The 23,845-nt window shown below is 70.2% G+C and carries 21 protein-coding genes; 12 read left to right on the forward strand and 9 right to left on the reverse strand.

The window, feature by feature from the left end:
* The first annotated feature begins 177 nt into the window (after nt 1–177).
* On the forward strand, nt 178–1,101 hold the full coding sequence (locus AB0I18_RS25645; protein WP_363107906.1) for a hypothetical protein: 924 nt from the start codon (nt 178–180) through the stop codon (nt 1,099–1,101).
* Here the strand turns inward: AB0I18_RS25645 and AB0I18_RS25650 are convergent.
* The 6 genes from AB0I18_RS25650 to rhaI form a co-directional block, all read right to left on the reverse strand.
* Entirely contained in the window at nt 1,098–1,748 is a 651-nt protein-coding gene (locus AB0I18_RS25650; protein WP_363107907.1) for a lactate utilization protein C, read from the reverse strand. The two genes, AB0I18_RS25645 and AB0I18_RS25650, sit on opposite strands and share 4 nt — an antisense overlap.
* Complete coding sequence (locus AB0I18_RS25655) at nt 1,745–3,223, reverse strand: LutB/LldF family L-lactate oxidation iron-sulfur protein (RefSeq protein WP_363107908.1); 1,479 nt, start codon at nt 3,221–3,223, stop codon at nt 1,745–1,747. The genes AB0I18_RS25650 and AB0I18_RS25655 overlap by 4 nt, the downstream gene beginning before the upstream one ends.
* Before the next feature lie 34 nt (nt 3,224–3,257).
* Complete coding sequence (locus AB0I18_RS25660; protein WP_363107909.1) at nt 3,258–4,013, reverse strand: (Fe-S)-binding protein; 756 nt, start codon at nt 4,011–4,013, stop codon at nt 3,258–3,260.
* Nucleotides 4,014–4,164: 151 nt separating this feature from the next.
* Nucleotides 4,165–5,619: a rhamnulokinase family protein gene (locus AB0I18_RS25665; protein WP_363107963.1), complete on the reverse strand. Its 1,455-nt coding sequence runs from the start codon at nt 5,617–5,619 to the stop codon at nt 4,165–4,167.
* Nucleotides 5,620–5,633: 14 nt separating this feature from the next.
* Entirely contained in the window at nt 5,634–7,673 is a 2,040-nt protein-coding gene (locus AB0I18_RS25670; RefSeq protein ID WP_363107910.1) for a bifunctional aldolase/short-chain dehydrogenase, read from the reverse strand.
* A 147-nt stretch (nt 7,674–7,820) separates the two neighbouring features.
* A complete protein-coding gene (gene rhaI, locus AB0I18_RS25675; protein WP_363107911.1) occupies nt 7,821–8,981 on the reverse strand; it encodes an L-rhamnose isomerase in 1,161 nt (386 codons plus the stop codon).
* Between the two features lie 282 nt (nt 8,982–9,263).
* Between rhaI and AB0I18_RS25680 the strand changes: the two genes are divergently transcribed.
* The 8 genes from AB0I18_RS25680 (at nt 9,264) to AB0I18_RS25715 (ending at nt 18,301) form a co-directional block, all read left to right on the forward strand.
* Entirely contained in the window at nt 9,264–10,781 is a 1,518-nt protein-coding gene (locus AB0I18_RS25680) for a sugar ABC transporter ATP-binding protein (RefSeq protein WP_363107912.1), read from the forward strand.
* Nucleotides 10,778–11,818 carry an ABC transporter permease gene (locus AB0I18_RS25685; protein ID WP_363107913.1) on the forward strand — a complete coding sequence of 347 codons (1,041 nt, stop codon included), beginning with the start codon at nt 10,778–10,780 and terminating at the stop codon, nt 11,816–11,818. Before AB0I18_RS25680 ends, AB0I18_RS25685 begins: the two co-directional genes overlap by 4 nt.
* On the forward strand, nt 11,811–12,803 hold the full coding sequence (locus AB0I18_RS25690; RefSeq protein ID WP_363107914.1) for an ABC transporter permease: 993 nt from the start codon (nt 11,811–11,813) through the stop codon (nt 12,801–12,803). The genes AB0I18_RS25685 and AB0I18_RS25690 overlap by 8 nt, the downstream gene beginning before the upstream one ends.
* 27 nt (nt 12,804–12,830) lie before the next feature.
* Nucleotides 12,831–13,913: a rhamnose ABC transporter substrate-binding protein gene (rhaS, locus tag AB0I18_RS25695; protein WP_363107915.1), complete on the forward strand. Its 1,083-nt coding sequence runs from the start codon at nt 12,831–12,833 to the stop codon at nt 13,911–13,913.
* 31 nt (nt 13,914–13,944) lie between these two features.
* Entirely contained in the window at nt 13,945–14,265 is a 321-nt protein-coding gene (locus tag AB0I18_RS25700; RefSeq protein WP_363107916.1) for an L-rhamnose mutarotase, read from the forward strand.
* 67 nt (nt 14,266–14,332) lie between these two features.
* The gene (locus tag AB0I18_RS25705; RefSeq protein WP_363107917.1) at nt 14,333–15,757 is read left to right on the forward strand and encodes a BNR repeat-containing protein; all 1,425 of its coding nucleotides are present in this window, start codon (nt 14,333–14,335) and stop codon (nt 15,755–15,757) included.
* 79 nt (nt 15,758–15,836) lie between these two features.
* Nucleotides 15,837–16,862: a LacI family DNA-binding transcriptional regulator gene (locus AB0I18_RS25710; protein ID WP_363107918.1), complete on the forward strand. Its 1,026-nt coding sequence runs from the start codon at nt 15,837–15,839 to the stop codon at nt 16,860–16,862.
* 137 nt (nt 16,863–16,999) lie between these two features.
* The gene (locus AB0I18_RS25715; protein ID WP_363107919.1) at nt 17,000–18,301 is read left to right on the forward strand and encodes an alpha/beta fold hydrolase; all 1,302 of its coding nucleotides are present in this window, start codon (nt 17,000–17,002) and stop codon (nt 18,299–18,301) included.
* Nucleotides 18,302–18,313: 12 nt separating this feature from the next.
* Here the strand turns inward: AB0I18_RS25715 and AB0I18_RS25720 are convergent, their stop codons facing one another.
* Nucleotides 18,314–18,523 (reverse strand): DUF5999 family protein, encoded by a 210-nt coding sequence (locus tag AB0I18_RS25720; RefSeq protein ID WP_363107920.1) that lies wholly within the window; start codon nt 18,521–18,523, stop codon nt 18,314–18,316.
* A gap of 209 nt (nt 18,524–18,732) precedes the next feature.
* On the opposite strand from AB0I18_RS25720, the gene AB0I18_RS25725 reads away from it, so the two are divergent.
* Nucleotides 18,733–19,578 (forward strand): pentapeptide repeat-containing protein, encoded by an 846-nt coding sequence (locus AB0I18_RS25725; protein ID WP_363107921.1) that lies wholly within the window; start codon nt 18,733–18,735, stop codon nt 19,576–19,578.
* Here the strand turns inward: AB0I18_RS25725 and AB0I18_RS25730 are convergent.
* Nucleotides 19,546–21,123 (reverse strand): cytochrome P450, encoded by a 1,578-nt coding sequence (locus tag AB0I18_RS25730; protein WP_363107922.1) that lies wholly within the window; start codon nt 21,121–21,123, stop codon nt 19,546–19,548. The genes AB0I18_RS25725 and AB0I18_RS25730 overlap by 33 nt on opposite strands.
* Before the next feature lie 109 nt (nt 21,124–21,232).
* Here AB0I18_RS25730 and AB0I18_RS25735 point away from each other — a divergent pair, with 109 nt between their 5' ends.
* Nucleotides 21,233–21,841, forward strand: a complete 609-nt coding sequence (locus AB0I18_RS25735) for a TetR/AcrR family transcriptional regulator (RefSeq protein ID WP_363107923.1) — start codon at nt 21,233–21,235, stop codon at nt 21,839–21,841.
* Nucleotides 21,842–21,938: 97 nt separating this feature from the next.
* Complete coding sequence (locus AB0I18_RS25740; protein WP_363107924.1) at nt 21,939–22,664, forward strand: DUF2470 domain-containing protein; 726 nt, start codon at nt 21,939–21,941, stop codon at nt 22,662–22,664.
* 116 nt (nt 22,665–22,780) lie between these two features.
* Here AB0I18_RS25740 and AB0I18_RS25745 read toward each other — a convergent pair whose 3' ends face one another.
* Nucleotides 22,781–23,845 carry a hypothetical protein gene (locus AB0I18_RS25745; protein WP_363107964.1) on the reverse strand — a complete coding sequence of 355 codons (1,065 nt, stop codon included), beginning with the start codon at nt 23,843–23,845 and terminating at the stop codon, nt 22,781–22,783.

Raw genomic sequence — 23,845 nt, forward strand, 5'->3', positions numbered from 1 at the left:
CGCTCCCGTTGTTCCGGTCCGACCCGCTGGCCCTGAAGTACGGGGGACACGCGAAGTCCGTTCAACGCCCGCCGTTCAGGGCCGGCTGTGCGGAAGTGACGGGTCCGTGACGTCGGTGACCGTATTGGTGCGGTGGGGTGCCTTCCCGGCGGGGAGCGGCGTCGGTACACGTGGTTCATGACGGACAACGGGGGAATCCGCCATGAGTCGTGGCGGCGATTACGTGAAACGGTCGAGGGAGCGGACACCGAGCTGAGCCCCGAGGGCCTGGTGGACATCGTGCCCGCCGGTTTCGAGAACGCCTATCTGCAGTTCGGCGACCTCTATCCCGAACAGCAGCTCCAGTTGCAGTTGCTCTACGGGGCCGCCCAGCGCGCTTTCGAGGACAGGACCAGGGTGGCGGCGCGGGTCACCGTGGTGCGGGTACTCCGCAACGCGCTGACCGATCCGAGACTCAGCGACCCGAAGCCCAACGAGCATCTCGTCGAGTATCTGGACCAGGAGATCGCCGACTTGAGAGGGCGGCTCGCGCAGGACAGCGCGACGGCCGTCAGCGGGGGCCTCAACTTCGGTCTGGGCCTCGGCTCCGCCACCAGTCTGGTGCTTCTCGCCGTGCCACTGCTCTGGGGTGTCGCTCTGCTCGGCGCGCTGGGCGTGACATTGAACTGCACCAACCGCTGGAGCCTGATGGGCGCCTTCGTCTGCGGAGGTGTCGGGGCGTTCGGGGCGGTGCTCAGTGTCCTCGTACGGCTGCGGGGCAGCGCCGACCAGCTGGCGCGAAGGCAGACCAACGGGCGTGAGGGCGTTGTCGTGCCCGGCCAGATGGCCCGCAGCATGCGCCACGAAGGCCTCTACCGGGTCTTCGTCGGCTGGGTGCTCGCGCTGGCGGTCTACTTCCTGCTCAGCGGCGGCATGGTGCCGGTCCTCGCCGTACCCGCCACCGCGGCCGACGTCTGCCAGGGGGCAGGACAGGCGGGATCCTCGGCCAAGGGCACCGAGTTCTGGGGCTTCTGGTGCGCTGTGGGCTTCATCGCGGGTTTCAACGAACGCTGGGCCTTCGGGCTGCTGCGCCGACAGCCGAGCACGAAGACCAGCCGCTAGGCATCACCGCTCACCAGCACCACCTCCAGGGTGCGCGGACCGTGCACCCCCTCGACCCGGTCCAGCTCGATGTCACTGGTCGCCGAAGGACCGGAGATCCAGGTCAGCGGGCGGGCCGGGTCGAGGCGTTCCATGGCCTGGGGTACCGAGGAGACGACCTGTTCCGGCACGCGTACGACACAGATGTGGTGGTCGGGAACCAGGGTGATCCGGCGTCTGCCCTGGTCCGGGCTGCCGTCAAGGACGATCGTGCCGGTCTCCGCGATCGCGAGCGCGCAACCCGTGACCACACTCTCGACCTTGTCCAGGTCGTGGGCCGTGCTCACGGCACGGTCGTGGATCCGGGTGGGATCGGCGGCCGACATCCACTCGGGCGGGAGCCCCGGGGGCACGAGCACGTACTGGGGCCCGCGTGCGGCGAGCAGCCGCATGATCAGATACGGCAGCTCGGCCGGGTCCGTGCGGTGCACGATCGCCCGATAGTCCGCCAGGTTCTCGGCCAGCAACTCGACCGTCTCCGCGACACTCCGGTCCCCGTGCTCGCGCAGATACCCGCGCTCGAACGCCTGGTCGTACGGCGTGTCGTCCCGTGGCACGTCGGCGAGCGCGCGCCGCACCCGGGCCAGGATCAGCTCCCTGCTGCTCACTTCTCGTCCTTCCCGCCGTGCGTGCGCTGCCACCAGTCGCGGAACGGTTCCGCGGGTACCTGCGGCAGATCACGGGTGCCGCTCCACGCCTTGCCGGGTCCGGGCAGCGTCCGCGGATGGAAGCGGCGCGTCCGGGACGCCAGCCGCTGGCCGGTGCGCAGCGCGCACGGGTGGCTGAAGGCCCACCGGGCCGCGCGCATCGCCGCCCGCTCGGCGGCGTGGCCCTTCGCGGGCTTCAGTACGACCTTGGCACCGTCCCGGGTCGCGGGCCCGCCCTCGACGACCCGTTCCCGCAGGTGCACCAGCACTTCCGGGATGTCGATGGCGACCGGGCACACGTCGTAGCAGGCTCCGCACAGCGACGACGCGTACGGGAGAGAGGCGTCGATCTCGCTTGCGGTGCCCCGGAGTTGGGGACTGAGGATGGCGCCGATCGGGCCCGGGTAGACCGAGCCGTACGCGTGGCCGCCGGCCCGCTCGTACACCGGGCAGACGTTGAGACACGCCGAGCAGCGGATGCAGCGCAGGGCCTGGCGGCCGACCTCGTCGGCCAGCGTGTCGGTGCGGCCGTTGTCGATCAGGACCAGGTGGAAGGTCTGCGGGCCGTCCTCGTCGGTCGTGCCCGTCCACGTGGAGGTGTACGGGTTCATGCGCTCGGCCGTCGAGGAGCGGGGGAGTGTCTGGAAGAAGACCTCCAGGTCCTGCCAGCTGGGCACGATCTTCTCGATGCCGACGACCGAGATCAGCGTCTCGGGGAGGGTGAGGCACATCCGGCCGTTGCCCTCGGACTCGACGACGACCATGGTGCCGGTCTCGGCGACCATGAAGTTGGCGCCGGAGACACCGACCTTGGCGCGCAGGAACTTCTCGCGCAGGTGCAGGCGTGCGGCTTCGGCCAGTTCCGCGGGAGTGTCGGTCAGGCCCTCGGGGGCCGGGCGGCCCCACTCGCTCATCTCGCGCGCGAAGATGTCCCGGATCTCGCCGCGGTTGCGGTGGATGGCCGGGACGAGGATGTGCGAGGGGCGGTCCTTGCCCAACTGCACGATGAGTTCGGCGAGATCGGTCTCGTAGGCGTTGATGCCCTCGGCTTCGAGCGCCTCGTTGAGGCCGATCTCCTGCGTGGCCATCGACTTGACCTTGACGACCTCCGTCTCACCGGTCGCCTTGACGAGATACGTGACGATCCGGTTGGCCTCGTCCGCGTCGGCGGCCCAGTGGACGGTGCCGCCGGCCGCCGTGACCGACTCCTCCAACTGCACCAGATACCGGTCCAGATGACGGAGTGTGTGCTCCTTGATCTGCTTGCCCGCCTCGCGCAGCTCGGCCCAGTCGGACACCTCCGCGACCGCGGCGGCCCGCTTGGCCCGGATGGTGTGCGTGGCGTGGCGGAGGTTGCCGCGCAGGGTCTGGTTGTGGACGGCTTCCCGCGCGGCCTTCGGGAAGGCCGGCATACCGACGAAAGTCCCACCGCTCATGCGCTCGGCTCCTCTCCGCTTCCGCTGTTCCCGCTCATACCAGCGGCTCCTCTTCCGTGCTCGCCAGGATCTCCGCGATGTGCACCGGGCGCAGGTCCGTCCTGAGACGGGTCATGGTGCCGCCGATGTGCATGAGGCAGGAGTTGTCGGCGGCGCACAGCACCTCGGCGCCGGTCGACTCCGCGTTGCGCACCTTGTCGGCGCCCATCGCCGCCGATACATCGGAGTTCTTGACGGCGAACGTGCCGCCGAAGCCGCAGCACTCGTCGGCGCGGGGCAGTTCCCTGAGCTCAAGTCCCTTGACGGACTGGAGAAGTCGGCGCGGCCGGTCGCCCAGGCCCAGACTGCGCAGGCCGTGGCAGGTGGGGTGGTAGGTGACGGTGTGCGGGTAGTACGCGCCCACGTCCGTCACGCCGAGCACGTCCACCAGGAACTCGGTGAGCTCGTACGTCTTCGGCACGACCGGTGCCAGCGTGGCCGCGAGGGTGTCCCCGCGGCCCTCGGCGCGGGCCCGCTCGCCCATCCGCGGATACAGCTCCCGGACCATCGCGCCGCACGACCCGGACGGGGTCACGATCGCTTCGTACTCACCGAATACATCGGAGAAATGCCGGGCCAGTGGCTCGGCCTCATGCCGGTACCCGGTGTTGTAGTGCGCCTGCCCGCAGCACGTCTGCGCCATCGGGAAGTCGACGTCTACGCCCAGCCTGGTCAGCAGTTTCACCACTGCGCGGCCGGTATCCGGATACAGCGTGTCGTTGACACAGGTCAGGAACAGAGCGACACGCATCGCAGCTCCTTGGGATCGATCATCGGATGAGTGCACATTACGCGGCGCTGGCTCAGCTGGAAATGCTGTTCGACATCTGCGGGCCGGCTGTGGCTGGTCGCGCAGTTCCCCGCGCCCCTTTGGGGCGCTGGTGTGCGGGCGGATTTTAGTGTCACCGGCCTGTGAGCCGGGCCTCGGCCGCCTGCCAAGCCGCGACAGTGCCCCGTGGCTCGTACCGCTCCAACGGCTGCGTGCGAACCAGCAGTTCGCGCATCGATGTGCGGTCGCCGACCAGGCCGTGGGTGCGGGCCTGGACGAGGACGTTGCCCAGGGCCGCCGCCTCCGCCGGGCCCGCCACGACCGGCAGGCCGCAGGCGTCGGCGGTGAGCTGGCACAGCAGGGCGTTGCGGGTGCCGCCGCCGACGATGTGCACGACATCTACCGGATGGTCGGCGAGTGACTCCGCCTCGCGGATCGCCCGGCGATGGGCGAGCGCGAGCGAGTCGAGGATGCAGCGCGTGATCTCGGCGGGGGACTCGGGCACGGGCTGCCCCGACTCCCGGCAGGCGTCGGCGATCCGGGACGGCATCCGGCCGGGGGCGAGGAACGCCGCGTCGCCCGCGTCCACCACGGACCGCAGCGGCGGCACCCCGGCGGCGGCGAGCAGCAGCTCGCCCAGATCCGGGTGCCCCCATTCCCGTACGCACTCCTGGAGCAGCCACAGTCCCATGATGTTCCGGAGATAGCGGACTGTCCCGTCCAGGCCCAGCTCGTTGGTGAAGTTGGCCGCGCGGCTGGCCTCGGTGAGGACGGGCGCCTCCAGCTCCAGGCCCGCGAGGGACCAGGTGCCGGTGCAGATGTAGGCGAAGCGTTCGTTGCCCACGGCCGGCACGGCAGCCACCGCGGAGGCGGTGTCGTGGGAGCCGACGGTCGTCACCGGGACCGGGCCGGTCAGCCCGGTCTCGTCGAGCACCCGGTGCTGGAGGAGCCCCGCCGGATCGCCGGGCCGCCGCAGGGGCGCGAACAGCTCCAGGTCGATGCCGAGGCGCGCCGCGACGTCGTACGACCAGTCGCGGGTTCGCGGGTCGATCAGCTGGGTGGTGGAGGCGTTGGTGAGCTCTGTGCCGACCTCGCCCGTGAGCCAGTACGTCAGCAGGTCGGGAATGAGCAACAGGCGGCTCGCATAAGACAGTTGGGCCGACGAGCGGGCCGCCACCAGCTGGTACAGCGTGTTGAAGGGCGCGTACTGGAGTCCGGTCGCCGCGTACAGCTCGGCGGCGGGCACGGTGGCCCACACCTTCTCCGCGACGCCCTGGGTGCGGGTGTCCCGGTAGTGCACCGGGTTGCCGAGCAGCGCCCCGTCCGCGTCGAGCAGGCCGTAGTCCACGGCCCAGCTGTCGATGCCGACCGAGTCGAGCCGTCCACCGCAGTGGGCACCGGCCGCCCGCAGCCCGTCGAGGACGCCCCCGTACAGAGAGAGGATGTCCCAGCGCAGGCCCTCGGGGACCCGGACCGGCCGGTTCGGGAAGCGGTGCGCCTCGGTCAGGTCCAGCGACTCGGGGCCCACGCGGCCGACCATGACGCGCCCGCTGGACGCGCCGAGGTCGACCGCGGCGTACGACTTCACAGCGGTCACCCGCGTCACCGGAGGAACGCGGCGGCGACGCCGGCGTCGACCGGGACGTGCAGACCGGTGGTGTGCGTCAGGTCGCCGCCCGTCAGGGCGAAGACGGCGTTGGCGACATGCTCCGGCAGCACCTCGCGCTTGAGGATGGTCCGCTGGGCGTAGAACTCGCCGAGCTTCTCCTCCTCGATGCCGTAGGTGGCCGCGCGCTGCGCGCCCCAGCCGCCCGCGAAGATCCCGGAGCCACGGACGACTCCGTCGGGGTTGACGCCGTTGACCCGGATACCGTGCTCGCCCAGTTCGGCGGCGAGCAGGCGGACCTGGTGGGCCTGGTCGGCCTTGGTCGCGGAGTACGCGATGTTGTTCGGACCAGCGAAGACGGCGTTCTTGGACGCGATGTAGATGACATCCCCGCCAAGACCCTGCTCGATCATCACCCGGGCCGCCTCGCGTGAGACGAGGAAGGAGCCGCGGGCCATGATGTCGTGCTGGAGGTCCCAGTCCTTGGCGGTGGTCTCCAGGAGCGGCTTGGAGATGGAGATGCCGGCGTTGTTCACGACGAGGTCGACGCCGCCGAAGGCGAGCAGCGCCGTCTTGAAGGCCTCGGTGATCTGCTCCTCGGAGGTCACGTCGACGGTGACGGCGACGGCCTTGTCGGGGCCGCCGAGCGACGTGGCGACGTCGGCCGCGTTCTCCCCGTTCAGGTCCGCGATCACGACACACGCGCCCTCGGCCACCAGCCGCTCGGCGATCGCCTTGCCGATACCGCTGCCCGCACCCGTCACCAGCGCCACCCGCGTGGCGAGCGGCTTGGGCTTCGGCATCCGCTGGAGCTTGGCCTCCTCAAGGGCCCAGTACTCGATGCGGAACTTCTCGGACTCCTCGATCGGCGCGTACGTGGAGACCGCCTCGGCCCCGCGCATCACGTTGATCGCGTTGACGTAGAACTCGCCGGCCACGCGCGCGGTCTGCTTGTCCTTGCCGAAGCTGAACATGCCGACACCGGGGATCAGCACGATCGCCGGGTCCGCGCCGCGCATCGCGGGGGAGTCCGCGTCGGCATGCCGCTGGTAGTAGGCCGCGTACTCCTCGCGGTACTCGGCGTGCAGCTCCTTGAGCCGGGCGATCGCCTCGTCGAGGGCGGCCGTCGGCGGCAGGTCGAGGACGAGCGGCCTGACCTTCGTACGGAGGAAGTGGTCCGGACAGGAGGTGCCGAGGGCGGCGAGGCGCGGGTGCTCGGCGCTCGCGAGGAAGTCGAGGACGACCCCGGAGTCGGTGAAGTGGCCGACCTGCGGGCGGTCCTGGGAGGCCAGCGACCGGATCAGGGGCGCGAGAGCGGCGGCCCGCTCCCGGCGCTCGGCGGCGCCGAGCGCCGCGTAGCCCTCGATCACCGGACCGAACGGCTCGGGCTTGCCGTGCTCGGCGAGGAAGGCCTCGGCGGTGCGGATGATGTGCAGCGAGTTGCGCTCGCACTCCTCCGACGTGTCGCCCCACGCCGTGATGCCGTGGCCGCCGAGGACGCAGCCGATCGCCTGCGGGTTGGCCGTCTTGACCGCCGCGATGTCCAGACCGAGCTGGAAACCGGGCCGGCGCCACGGCACCCACACCACGCTGTCGCCGAAGCACTCGGCCGTCAGCTTCTCCCCGTCGGCCGCGCAGGCCAGCGCGATACCGGAGTCGGGGTGCAGGTGATCGACATGGGCGGCGTCCACCAGACCGTGCATCGCCGTGTCGATCGACGGGGCCGCGCCACCCTTGCCGTGCAGGCAGTAGTCGAACGCGGCGACCATCTCGTCCTCGCGCTCCACCCCCGGGTACACGTCCGTCATCGCCCGCAGCCGGTCCAGCCGCAGCGCGGCCAGCCCCGACTCGGTCAGGGTGCCGAGATCCCCGCCCGACCCCTTGACCCACATCAACTCGACGTCCCCGCCGGTCACAGGATCGGTGTCGGTCCCCTTCGCGGACGTGTTGCCGCCCGCGTAGTTGGTGTTACGCGGATCAGTGCCAAGCCGGTGCGAGCGACCCAGCAGAGCAGCGGCTTCGGGATGGGGTGCCATGTTCCTAGTCCTTAACAAGAGTGTGTGTACGTGTTGGTCACGGGGCGACGGAGGGTGCGCCCCGATAGGGGCGCGGGGAACTGCGCGACCAGCCCAACTCAACCCGCAGACTGCTACCGGCCGGGCCAGGCAGACGAAACGCAGCTATCACGCACCCCAGCCCGCCTGCTGCCCACCAACCCGCTCCGCAGCGATCTTCTCCTGCCACCCGGAACGGCGATACGCCGCGATCGGGTCGCCATCCAGCCCCAGCTCCCCACGAACCTCCGCCACCAACGGCCGCACATCCGTGTTGTACGCGTCCATCACCACGGCGTTCGCCCCGAGCACGTCACCGGACCGCTGCGCGACGGTCAGCGCCTCCCGGTCGACGAGGAGAGCCTTCGCGGTGGCCTCCTGGACGTTCATCACGGAACGGATGATCGCCGGGATCTTCGCCTCGATGTTGTGGCACTGGTCCAGCATGAACGCGACGTCCGGCGTGAACCCACCCCCGCGAATCACCTCGTACATGATCCGGAACAGCTGGAAGGGGTCGGCGGAACCGACCATCAGGTCGTCGTCCGCGTAGAAGCGGGAGTTGAAGTCGAACGCCCCGAGCTTCCCCTCGCGCAGCAGCGTGGCCACGATGAACTCGATGTTGGTGCCCGGCGCGTGGTGCCCGGTGTCGACGACGACCTGCGCCTTGGGGCCGAGCTTGAGGCAGTGCGCGTACGCCGTGCCCCAGTCCGGCACATCGGTCGCGTAGAAGGCGGGCTCGAAGAACTTGTACTCCAGCAGCATCCGCTGGTCGTCCCCGAGCCGCTCGTAGACCCGCGCCAGACCCTCGGCGAGCCGGTCCTGGCGCTCACGGAGGTCGTCCTGACCGGGATAGTTCGTGCCGTCCGCGAACCACAGCTTCAGGTCCTGCGAACCCGTCGCGTCCATGATGTCGACGCACTCGAGCAGATGGTCGAGAGCCTTGCGGCGCACCGTGGCATCCGGGTGGCAGATGCTGCCGAGCTTGTAGTCGTCGTCCTGGAAGGTGTTGGAGTTGATCGCGCCCAGCTTCAGGCCGCGCTCCTCGGCGTACTTGGCCAGGGCCGCATAGTCGTCGACCTTGTCCCACGGGATGTGCAGCGCCACGGTCGGCGCCGCCCCGGTGTACTCGTGCACCTTCGCGGCGTCATCCAGCTTTTCGAAAGGATTGCGCGGGACTCCCGGCTGCGCGAACACCTTGAAGCGGGTGCCCGAGTTCCCGTACGCCCATGACGGCGTCTCGATTGCCTGGGTCTTGAGGGCGGACTTCACCGCGGCAAGCTCGGTCACTTCAGGGCTCCTGTGACTTCGGTGGTGGCATCGGGTCTGAACGACTTCAGTATGACTGCACTCTGAAACGATTCAGAAGGCTGAAGCTATGAGCAGCCCGAGGGGCTGTCAACCCCTCGGGCGAAGACCGTCGCCCGTGATTCGGTTGTGACCTTTGGCTATCGAAAATTTCGGTCTGTACCCATTGACGTGACCTGCGTGACCTGCCTAACGTCCCGGCAACCTAGTTGAAACCTTTCACGACGTCGTGAGGCCTCTGCCCGCGTCGTTGAGGAGCTCCCCATGACCCACCGGTCCGACGCGGGTCCGGCCCCCGTGCTGGCACTCAAGGACATCTCGAAGTCCTTCGGTGCAGTACGCGCCCTGCGGGACGTGTCCCTTGAACTGTTCCCCGGCGAAGTGCACGCACTCGCCGGTGAGAACGGCGCGGGCAAGTCGACCCTCATCAAGACGCTCGCCGGCGTGCACCGACCGGACGCCGGTCAGGTGCTGCTGGACGGCGAACCCACCGTCTTCCACGGTCCCGCCGATGCCCGGGACGCGGGCATCGCGGTGATCTACCAGGAGCCCACGCTCTTCCCCGACCTCTCGATCGCCGAGAACATCTTCATGGGGCGCCAGCCCCATCGCGCACTCGGCCGGATCGACCACAAGGCCACGTACGCGGCGACCCTGGCCCTGATGAAGCGCCTCGGCGTCGAACTCGACCCCGATCGCCCGGCGCGCGGCCTGTCCATCGCCGACCAGCAGATCGTCGAGATCGCCAAGGCGCTCTCCTTCGACGCCCGCGTCCTGATCATGGACGAGCCGACCGCCGCCCTCACCGGCAGCGAGGTGGCCCGCCTCTTCGGCGTCGTCCGCACCCTGCGTGAGCAGGGCTCGGCCGTGCTGTTCATCTCGCACCGGCTGGAGGAGATCTTCCAGATCAGCCAGCGCGTCACCACCCTGCGCGACGGCGCCCTGATCTCCAGCGAACCGCTGGACGGTATGACCGAGGACGACCTCGTACGCCGCATGGTCGGCCGCGATCTCGACGAGCTCTATCCCAAGCAGGACGTAGAGGCGGGTGACGTCGCCCTGAGTGTGCGGCGGCTGACCCGCGAGGGTGTCTTCACCGATGTCTCCTTCGACGTCCGGCGCGGTGAGATCGTCGGTCTCGCCGGGCTCGTCGGCGCCGGGCGCACGGAGGTCGCCCGGGCCGTCTTCGGTGTCGACCGCTGGGACGCCGGTGAGGTGGAGATCGACGGACGGGCGCTGACGAACGGCGCGCCCTCCACCGCGATGGCCGCCGGGCTCGCCCTCGTCCCCGAGGACCGGCGTGCCCAGGGCCTGGTGATGGACATGTCCATCGAGCGCAACATCGGCCTGACCGGACTCCGTAAGACGGTCAGGGCGGGCTTCATGGACCGCGGCGCCGAGCGCAGCCGTTCACTCGACTGGGCGGTCAAGCTCCAGGTGAAGTACGCGCGGATCGCCGACACCGTGTCGACGCTCTCCGGCGGCAACCAGCAGAAGGTCGTCCTCGCCAAGTGGCTGGCCACAGGACCGAAGGTGCTGATCGTCGACGAGCCGACCCGGGGCATCGACGTCGGTACGAAGGCCGAGGTGCACCGGCTGCTCAGCCAGCTGGCCGCCGACGGCGTGGCCGTCCTGATGATCTCCTCAGACCTGCCCGAGATCCTCGGCATGGCCGACCGGGTCCTCGTCATGCACGAGGGCCGGCTCACCGCCGAGATCCCACGCTCCGAAGCCACCGAGGAAACCGTGATGGCCGCAGCCACCGGGAGGACAGCCGCATGACGGTGACCGCCCCCAACCCCGCCCCCGCCGCCGAGGTGCCCAAGTCCAGCGGCACCCGGCTGGTGGACCGCGTCTTCAAGATGCGTGAACTCGCCATCCTGCTGGTCTTCCTGGTGATGATCGCCATCACCCAGATGGGCAACAGCGAGTTCCTGTCCGAGCAGGGCATCAAGGACCTGCTGCTGAACGCGACGATCCTCGTGCTGGTCGCCACCGGCCAGGCACTGGTCGTGATCACCCGGAACGTCGACCTGTCGGTCGGCTCCACGCTCGGCATCAGCGCCTTCGCGGCCGGCACGTATCTGCAGGGCGGCGGAAACCCCGTCGTCGCGGTGGTCCTCGCGGTCCTGATGGGGATCGGCTGGGGACTGGTGAACGGGCTGCTCGTCAGCCTCGGCCAGGTGCCCGCCCTCGTCGTCACCCTCGGCACGCTCTACATCATCCGCGGCATCGACTCCATCTGGGTCGGCTCCCGGCAGATCACCGCGGCGGGCCTCCCGGACGGGTTCATCGACTTCGGCTCCGGCGGCATCTCGGCCGTGCCGTGGCTGGCGATGATCGCGCTGGCGGTGCTGATCGCGACGGCGTACTACCTCAAGCACTTCGGCAGTGGGCGCGAGCTGTACGCACTCGGCTCCAACCCGGAGGCCGCCCGCCTCGCCGGTATCCCGGTACGCAAGCGGATCCTCGCCGCCTACACCTTCTGCGGAGCCCTCGCGGGACTCGCGGGCGCCCTGTACCTCGCCCGGTTCGGCAACGTCGACTCGGGCACGGGCAACGGCTACGAACTCACCGTCGTCAGCGCGGTCGTGGTCGGCGGCGTCGTCTTCACCGGCGGCTCAGGCAGCGTCTACGGCGCCGCTCTCGGCGCGCTGCTCCTCACCTCCATCAACAGCGTGCTGCCCGCCCTCGGCGTCAGCTCCGTGTGGGTGCTCGCCATCAACGGCATCCTGCTCATCCTCGCCATCGCGGTCGACCGGGTCGTCGCCCTGCGGGTGGCGTCCGCCCTGAAGAAGAGGAACGCCCGCCATGGCTGACTCCGCTCTCGCGCGCGCCGTCCGCTGGGACACGGTTGTCGGCGCTCTCCTCATCGTCGTTCTGCTGCTGTCCTTCGGGACCGTGGACGGCTTCGGCAACGCCCTCAACCTGTCCTTCCTGCTCGGCAACACGCTGCCCATCGCGCTGATCGCGCTGCCGATGACCCTGCTCGTGGTGTCCGGCGAGATCGACCTGTCGGTCGCTTCCACGGCCGGTCTGTCCGGCGCGGTGATGGGCGCGCTGTGGAACCAGGGCCTGACGATCGAGGTGATCATCCCGATCTGCCTGCTCCTCGGAGTGGTGTGCGGGCTGATCAACGGCCTGCTGGTGACGCGGCTCGGACTGCCGTCCCTCGCCGTCACCATCGGCACGCTCGCCGCCTACCGGGGCATCGCGCAGATCGTGCTCGGCTCCGACGCGGTGACCGACTTCCCCACCCAGTACCTGGACTTCGCGGCCGGACGCATCGGCGACACCTTCATCCCGTACGCGTTCCTGCCCTTCCTCGCGCTGCTGGCGATCGCCGTGGTCGTGCTGCACGCCACGCCGTTCGGGCGCTCCCTGTTTGCGGTGGGCGCCAACGAGGAGGCCGCGCGGTTCGCCGGCATCCGCGTCAAGCGGCAGAAGCTGATCCTGTTCACCATGACCGGGCTCATGGCGTCGCTCACCGGCATCTTCTGGGCGCTGCACTACGCCAGCGCCCGCTTCGACAACGCCACGGGACTCGAACTCTCCGTCGTGGCGGCCGTACTGCTCGGCGGCATCGACTTCGACGGCGGCAAGGGCACGCTCGGCGGCGCGATCGCGGGAGTCTTCCTGCTCGGCGCGCTGCAGAACGTGATGAGCCTCCAGGATGTCTCCGCCCAGTCGCAGATCGTCGTCACCGGCGTTCTGCTCGTTCTCTCCGTGCTCGGCCCGCGGGTCGCACGGCAGATCTCCATCGCGAGGGCCGGACGCAAAGCCGCCTCGACTCCGACCTCGTAACCGCTCACCCTCGTAAGGAGCTCCACCATGCGCAAGTCATCCATCCGCCGGGCCTGTGTGGCCCTGGCCGCCGTCACCTCCCTCTCGCTGGCCGCGACCGCCTGTGGCGGCACCTCCAAGGACGACGTCAAGGACGAGGGCGGCTCGAACGCCTCGGCCGGCAAGGCCGACCCGAACGCGGCCACCAAGAAGGGCCTGACCGTCGGCTTCCTGCCCAAGCAGGTCAACAACCCGTACTTCACCACCGCCGACAAGGGCGGCGAGAAGGCCCTCAAGGAGCTGGGCTCCAGCTACAAGGAGACCGGCCCCAGCAGCGCCACGGACACCTCCGGCCAGGTGAGCTACGTCAACACGCTCACCCAGCAGCAGGTCGACGCGATGGCCGTGTCCGCGCAGGACCCGGGCGCCCTGTGCACCGCGCTCAAGCAGGCCATGAAGAACGGCATCAAGGTCGTCACGTACGACTCCGACACCAAGGCCGACTGCCGCAACGTCTTCGTCTCGCAGGCCAGCGCCGAGGCCCTCGGCCGCACCGAGGTCCAGCTCCTCGCCGAACAGCTCGACTACAAGGGTGAGATCGCGATCCTGTCCGCCGCGCAGACCGCGACGAACCAGAACACGTGGATCGACTTCATGAAGGACGAGCTGAAGGACCCCAAGTACAAGGACATGAAGCTGGTCAAGGTCGCGTACGGCAACGACGACGCCCAGCAGTCCTTCCAGCAGACCCAGGGCCTCCTCCAGGAGTACCCGAAGCTGGCCGGCATCATCTCCCCGACCACCGTCGGCATCAAGGCGGCCGCCCAGTACCTGTCGGGTTCGAAGTACAAGGGCAAGGTCAAGCTGACCGGCCTGGGCACCCCGAACGACATGCGCAAGTACGTCAAGAACGGCACCGTCGACGCCTTCGAGCTGTGGGACCCGGCGAAGCTCGGCGAGCTGGCCGCGCGTACCGCCGTCGCCCTGTCGTCCGGCCAGATCACCGGCGCGGAGGGCGAGACCTTCAAGGCCGGTGACATGGGCACCTTCACCATCGGCAAGGACGGCGTGATCGACCTCGGCAAGCCGACCGTGTTCGACGCGAAGAACATCGACCAGTTCAACTTCTGATCACCAACTCACGTCAGAGGAGCGGTACTTCATGCAGCGCGTCTGTTTCCTGCTCAAGGTCCGTCAGGACAGGATCGCCGAGTACCGCGAACGCCACGCAGCCGTGTGGCCGGAGATGCTCGATGCACTCTCGGCCACCGGCTGGCACAACTACTCACTCTTCCTGCGCGACGACGGCCTGCTCGTCGGCTACCTGGAGACCGAGGACTTCGAGGCCGCCAAGGCAGGCATGGAGGCCACCGAGGTCAACGCCCGCTGGCAGGCCGAGATGGGCCCCTTCTTCGAATCCCTCGACGGGACCCGCCCCGACGAGGCCATGAAACCGCTCACCGAGGTGTTCCACCTCGCCTGACACCCCTTGCCCGAAACCCTCTGCCCGCCCCCCCTTCCGCCCCCGCACGACAACGGAGTCCCCTGCGATGAGAAGACGTACGCTCCTGACCGGCGCAGTACTGAGCGCCATAGTGACCCCGGCCCTCGGCGCCGGCACCGCACGCGCCGCCGATCCCGGCCCCTCGGTCACCCAGACCGGCAACACCACACTCGACAGCCAGGCGATCTTCTTCGTCTCGTACGACGGCCTGGTCAACAACAACTCGTTCCAGAAGAACGGGCTGCTGACCTACAAGGGCTACCAGTACGCCGTCTGGTACACCGCCGACCGCAACGCCGTCGTGGGCCGTCGCGTGCTCGGCGGCAGCACCTGGTCGACCGTGAAGGTCGGGCACACCCTCCGGTACAACGACTCGCACAACGTCATCTCCATGGGCGTCTCCAAGGTCGACGGCCGCCTCCACCTCAACATGGACTCCCACAGCGACGGATTCACCTACGTGAAGTCGGTGGCAGGGCTCATGGACAACCCGGCCGGGCTGAGCTGGACCACCAGCCGCTTCGGCGCCCCGCAGTCCACCCTCGACGGGCTCGCGCTCACCTCGCAGTTCACGTACCCGCAGTTCGTCTCGATGCCCGACGGCAAGCTGCAGCTCAGCTACCGGGTGGGGATCTCCGGCAACGGCCGCAACGCCATCGCCGAGTACAACGGCACGTCCTGGACCAACCTCGGCGAGTGGACCAGCTCCACCGGCACGTACACCAGCGAGCACGGCTCCAGCACCGTCCGCAACATGTACCTGCACGGCATCGACTACGACAGGAACGGGCGGCTGCACTCCTTCTTCACCTGGCGCGAGCAGAACGGCGCCGTGATGTGCAACGGCGGCGGCATCACCAACCACGACACGGGCTACGTCTACTCCGACGACCGCGGCCGCACCTGGCGCAACAACGCGGGCGCCGTGGTCGGCACCACCGGAGGCTCCGACAGGGTCGCCGTCACCGACAGCGGTTTGGTCGTCGACGCCCTCAACCCCGACCACTCCCTGATGAACCAGGAGAGCCAGGCCACCGACTCCGCGGGCCGTCCGCACGCGATCATCAGCTATGTGCCGGGCCGCTTCGGGCAGTGCACGACCAACTACGTCACCAACCGGACGGCCAACGGACGCGCCTTCCACGTCCGCAAGACCTCCGCCGGCACGTGGAGCAAGACCGAGATACCGGTTCCCCTGAACTCCAGCCAGCGCACCAGGCTGATCCTCGACAAGTACGACAACGCCTACGCGATCATGCCGTTCGGAAGGATCGTCGCCGCCTCCGCCGCCTCCGGTCACACGGACTGGGCGACCCTGTTCGACGCCAGCGGGCTGAACGCCTTCGGCGAGGTCGTCGTCGACGAGACCCGGATCGCGCAGGACGGCGTGCTGTCCATCCTGTACCAGGTGAAGTCCAGCGGTACGACGCCCTCGGCGCTCCGTGTCGTCGACTTCAGGCTGCCTGCGTGACGGTGTCCGTTCCGTGTGGGCACGCGGGTAATCTGACTGCGTGCCCACCACTCCCCGTTCTACCGGAGGTAACCGCCTGATGGCCCAGTCGGTGGGTATAAAGGACGTCGCCCGCGTCGCCGGAGTCTCGGTGGGCACGGTCTCGAACGTCATCAACCGCCCGGACACGGTCGCCTCCGAGACACGGGCCCGTGTCCTGTCCGCCATCGACCGGCTCGGCTACGTCCGCAGCGAGTCGGCGCGGCAGCTGCGCGCCGGACGCAGCCGGATCATGGGCCTGCTCGTGCTGGACATGGGCAACCCCTTCTTCGTGGACGTCGCGCGCGGCGCCGAGCGGGCCGCGCGGGAGGCCGGGGTCGGGGTGATGGTCTGCAACAGCGGCCAGAGCCCGAGCGAGGAGGCGGACTACCTGTCGCTCTTCGCCGAGCAGCGCGTACGGGGCGTCCTGCTGACGCCCGCCGACGCGACCGGGCGCAACATAGCGACGTTCCGCCGCCACGGCATCCCCTTCGTACTCGTCGACCGGGTCGCCGAGGGCACCACCGAGTGCTCGGTGTCGGTCGACGACGTGGCGGGCGGCGCACTCGCCGTACGGCACCTCATCGACGCCGGCCACCGCTCCATCGCGTACGTCAGCGGGCCGCCCGGGCTGAACCAGGTCAGGGACCGCCGCACCGGCGCCCTGAACGCGCTGGACGAGGCGGGACTCGGCCCGGAATCCCTGCGGGAGCTGCCCACCGAGCGGCTCGACGTGGCCGCGGGCCGCGACGCCGGCGCCCGTCTCCTGGGCCTAGCCGACCGCCCGACCGCCGTCTTCTGCGCCAACGACCTGCTCGCCCTCGGCGTCCTGCAGGCCATGTTCGCGGCAGGCGTGAGCGTCCCGGACGACCTCGCGATCGTCGGCTACGACGACATCGAGTTCGCCGCCGCCGCGGCCGTCCCGCTGACCTCCGTACGGCAGCCCGCCGTCACCATGGGCGCGCTCGCCGCCGAGCTCCTGCTGGAGGAGACCGAGGCCGAGACGGCACCCGTCCCGCACGAGCACCGGCGTGTGGTGCTCCAGCCGGAACTGGTGGTGCGGCGCTCCAGCCTCCCGCCGCGCTGAGCGGCCGTTCAGTACGCGATCCGCTCCCGGTCCGGGTGGCCGGCCGTACGGATTTTCTTGATCCAGGGCTCGGCTCGCCGGAGAACTTGTGCTGAACTGGGTTGCATCCTGCAATCCGTTCGTCTCGGGAGACCCCCTTGAGCGCCAGCTACCGTCAGCCCGGTGTCGTTCTCAGCGACCGCCACTTCACCGTGCCCCTCGATCACGACGACCCGTCGGGAGAGACGATCGAGCTGTACGCCCGTGAAGTGGTCGCGAGCGACAGGACGAGTCAGGACCAGCCCTGGCTGGTGTACCTCCAGGGCGGGCCCGGCTTCGGCGCCAACCGCTTCGTCGGCAAGCAGGCCTGGCTCGGCCGGGCCCTCAAGGACTACCGCGTCCTGCTCCTCGACCAGCGCGGCACCGGCAGCTCCACGCCCGCCAACCGCCAGACCCTCCCGCTGCGCGGCGGACCCCGCGAACAGGCCGACTACCTCGCGCTGTTCCGCGCCGACTCCATCGTCCGCGACTGCGAGGCGATCCGCCCGGCCGTCACCGGCGGCGCCCCCTGGACCGTCCTGGGCCAGAGCTTCGGCGGATTCTGCGCGACCCACTACCTGTCCACCGCACCGCAAGGCCTGAGCGCCGCCCTGATCACCGGCGGTCTGCCGACCCTCGACGGGCACGCGGACGACGTCTACCGGGCGGCGTACCCGCGCATCGAGCGCAAGGTCACCGCCCACTACGAGCGCTATCCCCAGGACGTCGAGCGGGCCCGGCGGATCGCCGAGTACCTGCTGCGGCACGAGCCCGTCCTGAACGGCGGCTACCGCCTCACCGTCGAGGCCTTCCAGTCCCTCGGCATCCTGCTCGGCGGCGGCGAGGGCAGCCACCGGTTGCACTACCTCCTGGAGAACGCCTTCGTCCGCACCGCCCAGGGCCCGGCCCTCTCCGACGCCTTCCAGGAGGAGGTCCTGTCCGTCCTCTCCTTCGCGGGCCACCCGCTGTACGCGCTGGTCCACGAGGCCTGCTACGCCCAGGGCGACCGCCCCACCGCCTGGTCCGCCGAGCGGGTCCGCGGCGAGTTCCCGCAGTTCGACGCGGCCAAGACCCTCGCGGGCGACGGTCCTGTCCTGTTCACCGGCGAGTCCGTGCACCCGTGGACCTTCGACTGCGACCCGGCCCTGCGCCCGCTGCGCGAGACCGCCGACCTCCTCGCCGAACGCACCGACTGGCCCTCGCTGTACGACCCGGCCCGCCTCGCGGCCAACGAGGTCCCCGTCGCCGCGGCGATCTACCACGACGACATGTACGTCGACACCGAGCACGCCCTGCACACGGCCCGGACGATCCGCGGCCTGCGGACGTACGTCACCGACGAGTTCGAGCACGACGGGGTGCGGGCGGGCGGCCCGCGCGTCCTGGACCGGCTGATCGCGCTGGCACGGGACGAGGCCTGACCGCGAAGACACCTAGGCGGGCACGGGCTCCGGGCGGCGCGCCGGTGTCGTGCGCAGGGGGTTCACGATCCGTCCGTCCGGCAGGAGTTCGCCGGTGTCGTCGAAGACGACCGTCCCGTTGCACAGCAGGTTCCAGCCCTGTTCCGGATGGGCGGACATGATCGCGGCGGCTTGGTGATCGGGACTGTCAGCGGTGGGGCAGGTGGGCCAGTGGGTGCACATGACGTCTCTCCGGGGTCTGCGAAGAAGCTCGTTCCTCTGTGGTAGCGGAGTTTGTTTTCAGTTGTATTAGGGACCTCTCCGGAACCGAAAACTCATCGGTGAGTTCGTTCTCCGCAAGGGAGTTGGATGGGTCGGACCCCGCCCCGGACCGGACGGCGACGGCAGTCGCCGGTGATCGGTGCGGGCACCCGCTGCGTACGCTGGGTGGCATGCAAGACGAACCCGGCACCGCAGCGCCCGCCCGTACCGAACTCCGGCTCCAGGCGGACTGTGCCCAGTGCTTCGGGCTGTGCTGCGTCGCGTTGCCTTTCTCCCGCTCGGCGGACTTCGCGATCGACAAGGCCGCCGGAACCCCGTGCTCGAACCTCCGGACGGACTCCCGCTGCGGCATCCATACGGAGCTGCGGCAGCGCGGCTTCAACGGCTGCACCGTCTACGACTGCTTCGGTGCGGGCCAGCAGGTCTCGCAGCTCACCTTCGGCGGCGCGGACTGGCGCTCGGGCCCACCGGCGCGGGCCCGGCTGTTGTTCGAGGTGTTCCCGGTCGTGCGACAGCTCCACGAACTGCTCTGGTACCTCACCTCGGCGCTGGACGTCCCGGCGGCCCGACCGATCCACGCCGAACTGCGCCGTGAGCTGGACAGGACCGAGGCACTCACCCGCAAAGCCCCGGAGGAACTGGCCGAGTTGGACGTGCCGGCCGTCCGCCAGGACGTCAACGTCCTGCTGCTGCGCACCAGCGAACTGGCCCGGGCCGGTCTCGGCCGGGGCAAGAAGAAGGAGCGCCGGGGCGCCGACCTCATGGGCGCCAGGCTCAAGGGCGCCGATCTGCGGGGCGCCAACCTCCGCGGCGCGTATCTCATCGCCGCCGACCTGACCGGCGCGGACCTGCGGGACGCGGACCTGATCGGCGCCGACCTGCGCGACACCGACCTCACGGACGCCGACCTGACCGGCGCCCTCTTCCTCACCCAGCCGCAGGTCAACGCCGCCAAGGGCGGTCCCGGCACCAGGCTGCCGGCGTCACTCACCCGCCCCGGTCACTGGACAGGATGAGGCCGACGGGGCCCGGGACTCCTCCGGTCCCTCCGACGCCGCTGACCCTTCCGACGCCTCTGCCACCTCCGACACTTCTGGTTTTGCCGGCTTCGTGGGCGGCGCGGGGGAGCGGCGGTCGAGGTGCAGCGTCAGTCCTGCCGGCATCAGCGTGAGTCGCTCGGCCACCCGCAGCCGGTAGGCGGGGTCCGGCCGCAGCTCGTACCGGCGCAGCAGCAGCCCCAGCACGAGCGTCGCCTCGTGCAGCGCGAACTGCCGCCCGATGCAGGCCCGCGCGCCGGTGCCGAACGGCTTGAAGGTGTGGCCGGGCCGGGATCGTACGGCCCGCGGCTCGAAGCGGTCGGGATCGAACCTCTCCGCGTCGGGACCCCAGACCTCGGGATCGCGGTGCAGCAGCGGGGTCAGGACCAGCGTCCACGCGCCCCGGCGCATCGGATGCACGCCGCCCAGGACCGTGTCCTGCCGGGCCTCGCGGGCGAAGGCGGGCGCCGTGGGCCACAGGCGCAGCGACTCGTCGAGTACGCGCCGCACGTACCGGAGTCTGGCGACCTGGTCGTAGGCCGGTTCCGGGGTGTCGCCCCAGACGTGGTCCACCTCGGCCCGGGCGCGCGCGGCCACCTCGGGATGCCGGGCGAGGTAGTGCAGGGCGAAGGAGAGCGCACCGGATGTCGTCTCGTGGCCCGCGATCAGGAAGGTGATGACCTGGCGGCGGATGTTCTCGGGTGTGAGCCGCTCACCCGTCTCCGGATGGGCGGTCCCCAGCATCCGGTCCAGCAGGTCGCCTTCCCCCGCCGGGCCGTCGAGGCGGGCCCGCACCACCTCGTCGACCGTGCGGTTGAGATACGCGACGTCTGACTCGTTGCGGCGGGTGGCGGTGCGCAGCAGCACCGGAGCGAGCGGTGCGGGGACGGCGTTGAGGCGCTGTGCGTACGTCAGGGCGCCCACCATGGCCGTGACGAAGGGATGCGGCCGGGTGCGCTCGAAGGAGCCGAAGTCATGGCCGAAACCGGTGCGGGCGATCGTCTCCAGCGTCAGCTTGGTCATGTCACCGGGCACGTCGACGGCCCGGCCCGCCGCCCGCTCCCCGTCCCAGCGGTCGGTCAGCCGACGCGTCACCGCCAGCATCATCGAGTGATAGCCCTCCATGGCCTCGCGGCTGAAACCGGGCGCCAAAACGTCGTGTGCCAGCTGCCAGTTGGGCTCGTGGTTGTACGCCGTGAAGAGGCCGTCCCCGGCGACCGGCCTGAGGTTGGCGACGCCGAGGCCCACGTGCTTGGCGAACCGCGACTCGTCCGCCAGTTCCCCCGCGAGCCGGGCACCCCATACGAAGACGATCTCCTTGCTGAACGCCTTGCGCCGGAAGATCGGCCCGAGCTCTCGCCCGATCCGCATCGAATCCTGCAACGGCGTGCGGAGATCGACCCCGACGGCGTCACCGATCAAGGGCACGCGATGGGGCGGACGCGGAATGCGGTCCAGCTCGGGCCAGCCGAGCTCCGCGCTGCGGAACCCCTTCGGCAGCGTGCTCCGCTTCGTCTCCGCCATGACGCCATCTCCCTTGTGCGGGCCGTCGGTTGGGCTTGTTGTACGCGGATTCAATAGCCGCTCGCCAGTGTGATCCCGCTGTTGAACCGGCGTCAAGTAAGGTGCGGGCATGGCCGCCAACCAGGGGGAGCGCACCCGCCGCCGGCTCGGCACCGAGGAGCGCCGGGAGCAGTTGCTCTCCGTCGGGGCGCGGCTGTTCTCGGAGAGTCCGTACGACGACGTCTGGATAGAGCAGGTCGCCGAACTCGCGGGCGTCTCACGCGGGTTGTTGTACCACTATTTCCCGACCAAGCGGGACTTCTTCGCGGCCGTCGTGGAGCGCGAGAGCAAACGGATGCTGCAGGTGACGGCCGCCGTGCCCGGAGTGCCGGTGCGCGCCCAGCTCGACGCCGGACTCGACACCTTCCTCGAGTACGTCCAGGCGCACGGGCACGGCTTCCGGGCCTTCCACCGTGCCGAGGCGGCGGGTGACCAGGCCGTCCGCAAGGTGTACCGGGAGGCACTGGCCGCGCAGCAGCGGCAGATCCTGGACGCGCTCGCGGCGGACCCGGAGACCGCCTGGGCGGAGGAGGACCTGCCGATGCTGCGGATCGCCGTCCGGGGCTGGCTGGCCTTCATGGCGGCCGCCTGTCTGGAGTGGCTCAGGGAGCCCGACATCTCCAGGGACCAGGTGCGAGACCTGTGCGCGCGGGCGCTGTTGGGAGCCATCGCTCCGTAAATTCGCGATCACAAAGGTGGCGCGGCGGGCGTCGCATGGTTGGCGTACGCCCGGATCTTCGATAGGTTAGGCAAGGCTTACCTAAGGGAGGTTTGGGATGGGTGACCGTCACAGCTGGACGGCCGCGCCGGCCACGGCGCAGCGTGCCCGCTCGGTGCTCGCCGCGGCATGGTCCTGCGCGGTGACCGCGGAAGGCGGTCGCGAGGAGTTCATCGGCGTCCACACCGTCGCCGAGGACGGCCGGGTGCTGCTGCACCTGCCCGACGACAGCACACTCGCCGCGGCCGCGATCTGCGCGCCCCGCGGAGCGCCGTCCGCCGTTCTGGAGTTCGCGGACGTCGCGCCCGTCCCCGTACGGAACCGTATCCGCGCCCGGCTCTGGATGGCCGGCTGGTTCGCGCCCGAGGACGGACACCTCGCGTTCCGCACGACACGCGCCGTGCTGCGCGAGGCCGGCGGAGCGGTGGTGGTCGACCTCGACGAGTTCGCCGTCGCCGAACCCGATCCGCTGGCCACGGCGGAGGCGCAGCTGCTGACGCATCTCGCCGACGCCCACCCGGACGCGGTCGAGCGACTCACCCGCCTCGTCGAACCGGACAGCCTGCACGGCGCCGTCCGCGTCCAGCCGCTCGCCGTCGACCGGCACGGACTGACGCTGCGCATCGAGCGGGCCAGCAGCCACGGCGACGTACGGCTGCCCTTCCACCGGCCCGCCGACGACCTCGGACAGCTGACCGAGCGCATGCACATCCTGCTCACGCAGGCGAGCGCCGCGCGCCGCCCACGCGCGCTGCAGCGGCTGCGCACGGAAGGAGACGTGTGACGCGACCGCTCCGGCCACCGGCCGGACCGGTCCCGTCACGGGCCGGAGCCACCTGACCTGCGGCGAGGGTGCATGCCGGGCGTCGGGGCGCGGGCGGGGGGTTCAGAAACAGGCGCTCACCAGTCCCCGTCGCCGACCGGCTTTCCCGGCGCGTCCCCCAGCGGCTTCACCTGCTGGGGTGACGGCGGCTGCCACGGTGTGTGGTCGTCGCCGAGCCAGTCGCCGACCGGCTTGACTGCGCCGAGCGCGTCCGTGGGGTCGAGGTCGTCCGCGTCCTGGTCGTAGTAGTCGAACCACGGCAGTCCCGCCCGGGTGTAGGCGGCGCGGTCGACGGGCGACGGCGGGGGCGCCTCGCCGGTGATGCGGCGCCACTCGGGCGGCGTCACGAGGTGCACGAAGACGCGGCCGGACGCCGTGGTGGCCCAGTCCGAGAGCGGGCGGTCGTCCTGGTAGACCTCCTGGCGCATCGAACCGCCGACGCCGAGGCCCATCGCCGCCGCGGCCCGCCGCGGAGCGGCCGCCGGGGCCGGCATCGCACCCGCCTGAGGCGCGGCAGCGGCCATGGGCATCGCCGCTCCGTAGCCGCCCGTCGCCTGGGCGCTCCGCTGACGCGCGGTCGCCCGCGCCTCCGCCAGACGCCGCTGCTCCGCACGCCACGCGTCCAGCGCCGTGTCCTTCAGCGGGAACGACTGAAGCTGTACGCCGCCCCACACCTCCTCGCCGGTGACCTGGCCCTCGACCGTGGCGCCAAGGCCGAGCGGGACCGCCACGAACTGACGGACCGTGCCCTTCCCGGAGTTGATGCCGTCGAGCCACGGCTGCCGGGGCAGCACCACATAGTTCTGCGGCTTCCGCTTCAGCCGGGCCTTCCACGGTTTGCCGGAGATCGCGCACACCTTGCCGACACCCACCTGCAGGGCGGCCGGTTCCGAGGTCCCGCCGAAGCTCAGCCACATCGCCTCGCGCAGATACACCGGCAGCATGACCCCGCCGCGCGCCAGCCACTCGGCGGGCACCGTGTCCGGGTAGTCCTCCACACGCCGAAGCGGGAACTCGCCCAGCCCCGGAGGCAGCGGATGCGTCCCCGTCTCGGGCAGCCGCAGGGTACGGACGAACCGGACCCGCACACCGCCCGGCAGCCGCAGTGAGTTCCCGTCGATCCGCACGGTGCCGTCGCCCAT

The organism is Streptomyces sp. NPDC050704 (genome assembly GCF_040654355.1).
Classification (GTDB): domain Bacteria; phylum Actinomycetota; class Actinomycetes; order Streptomycetales; family Streptomycetaceae; genus Streptomyces.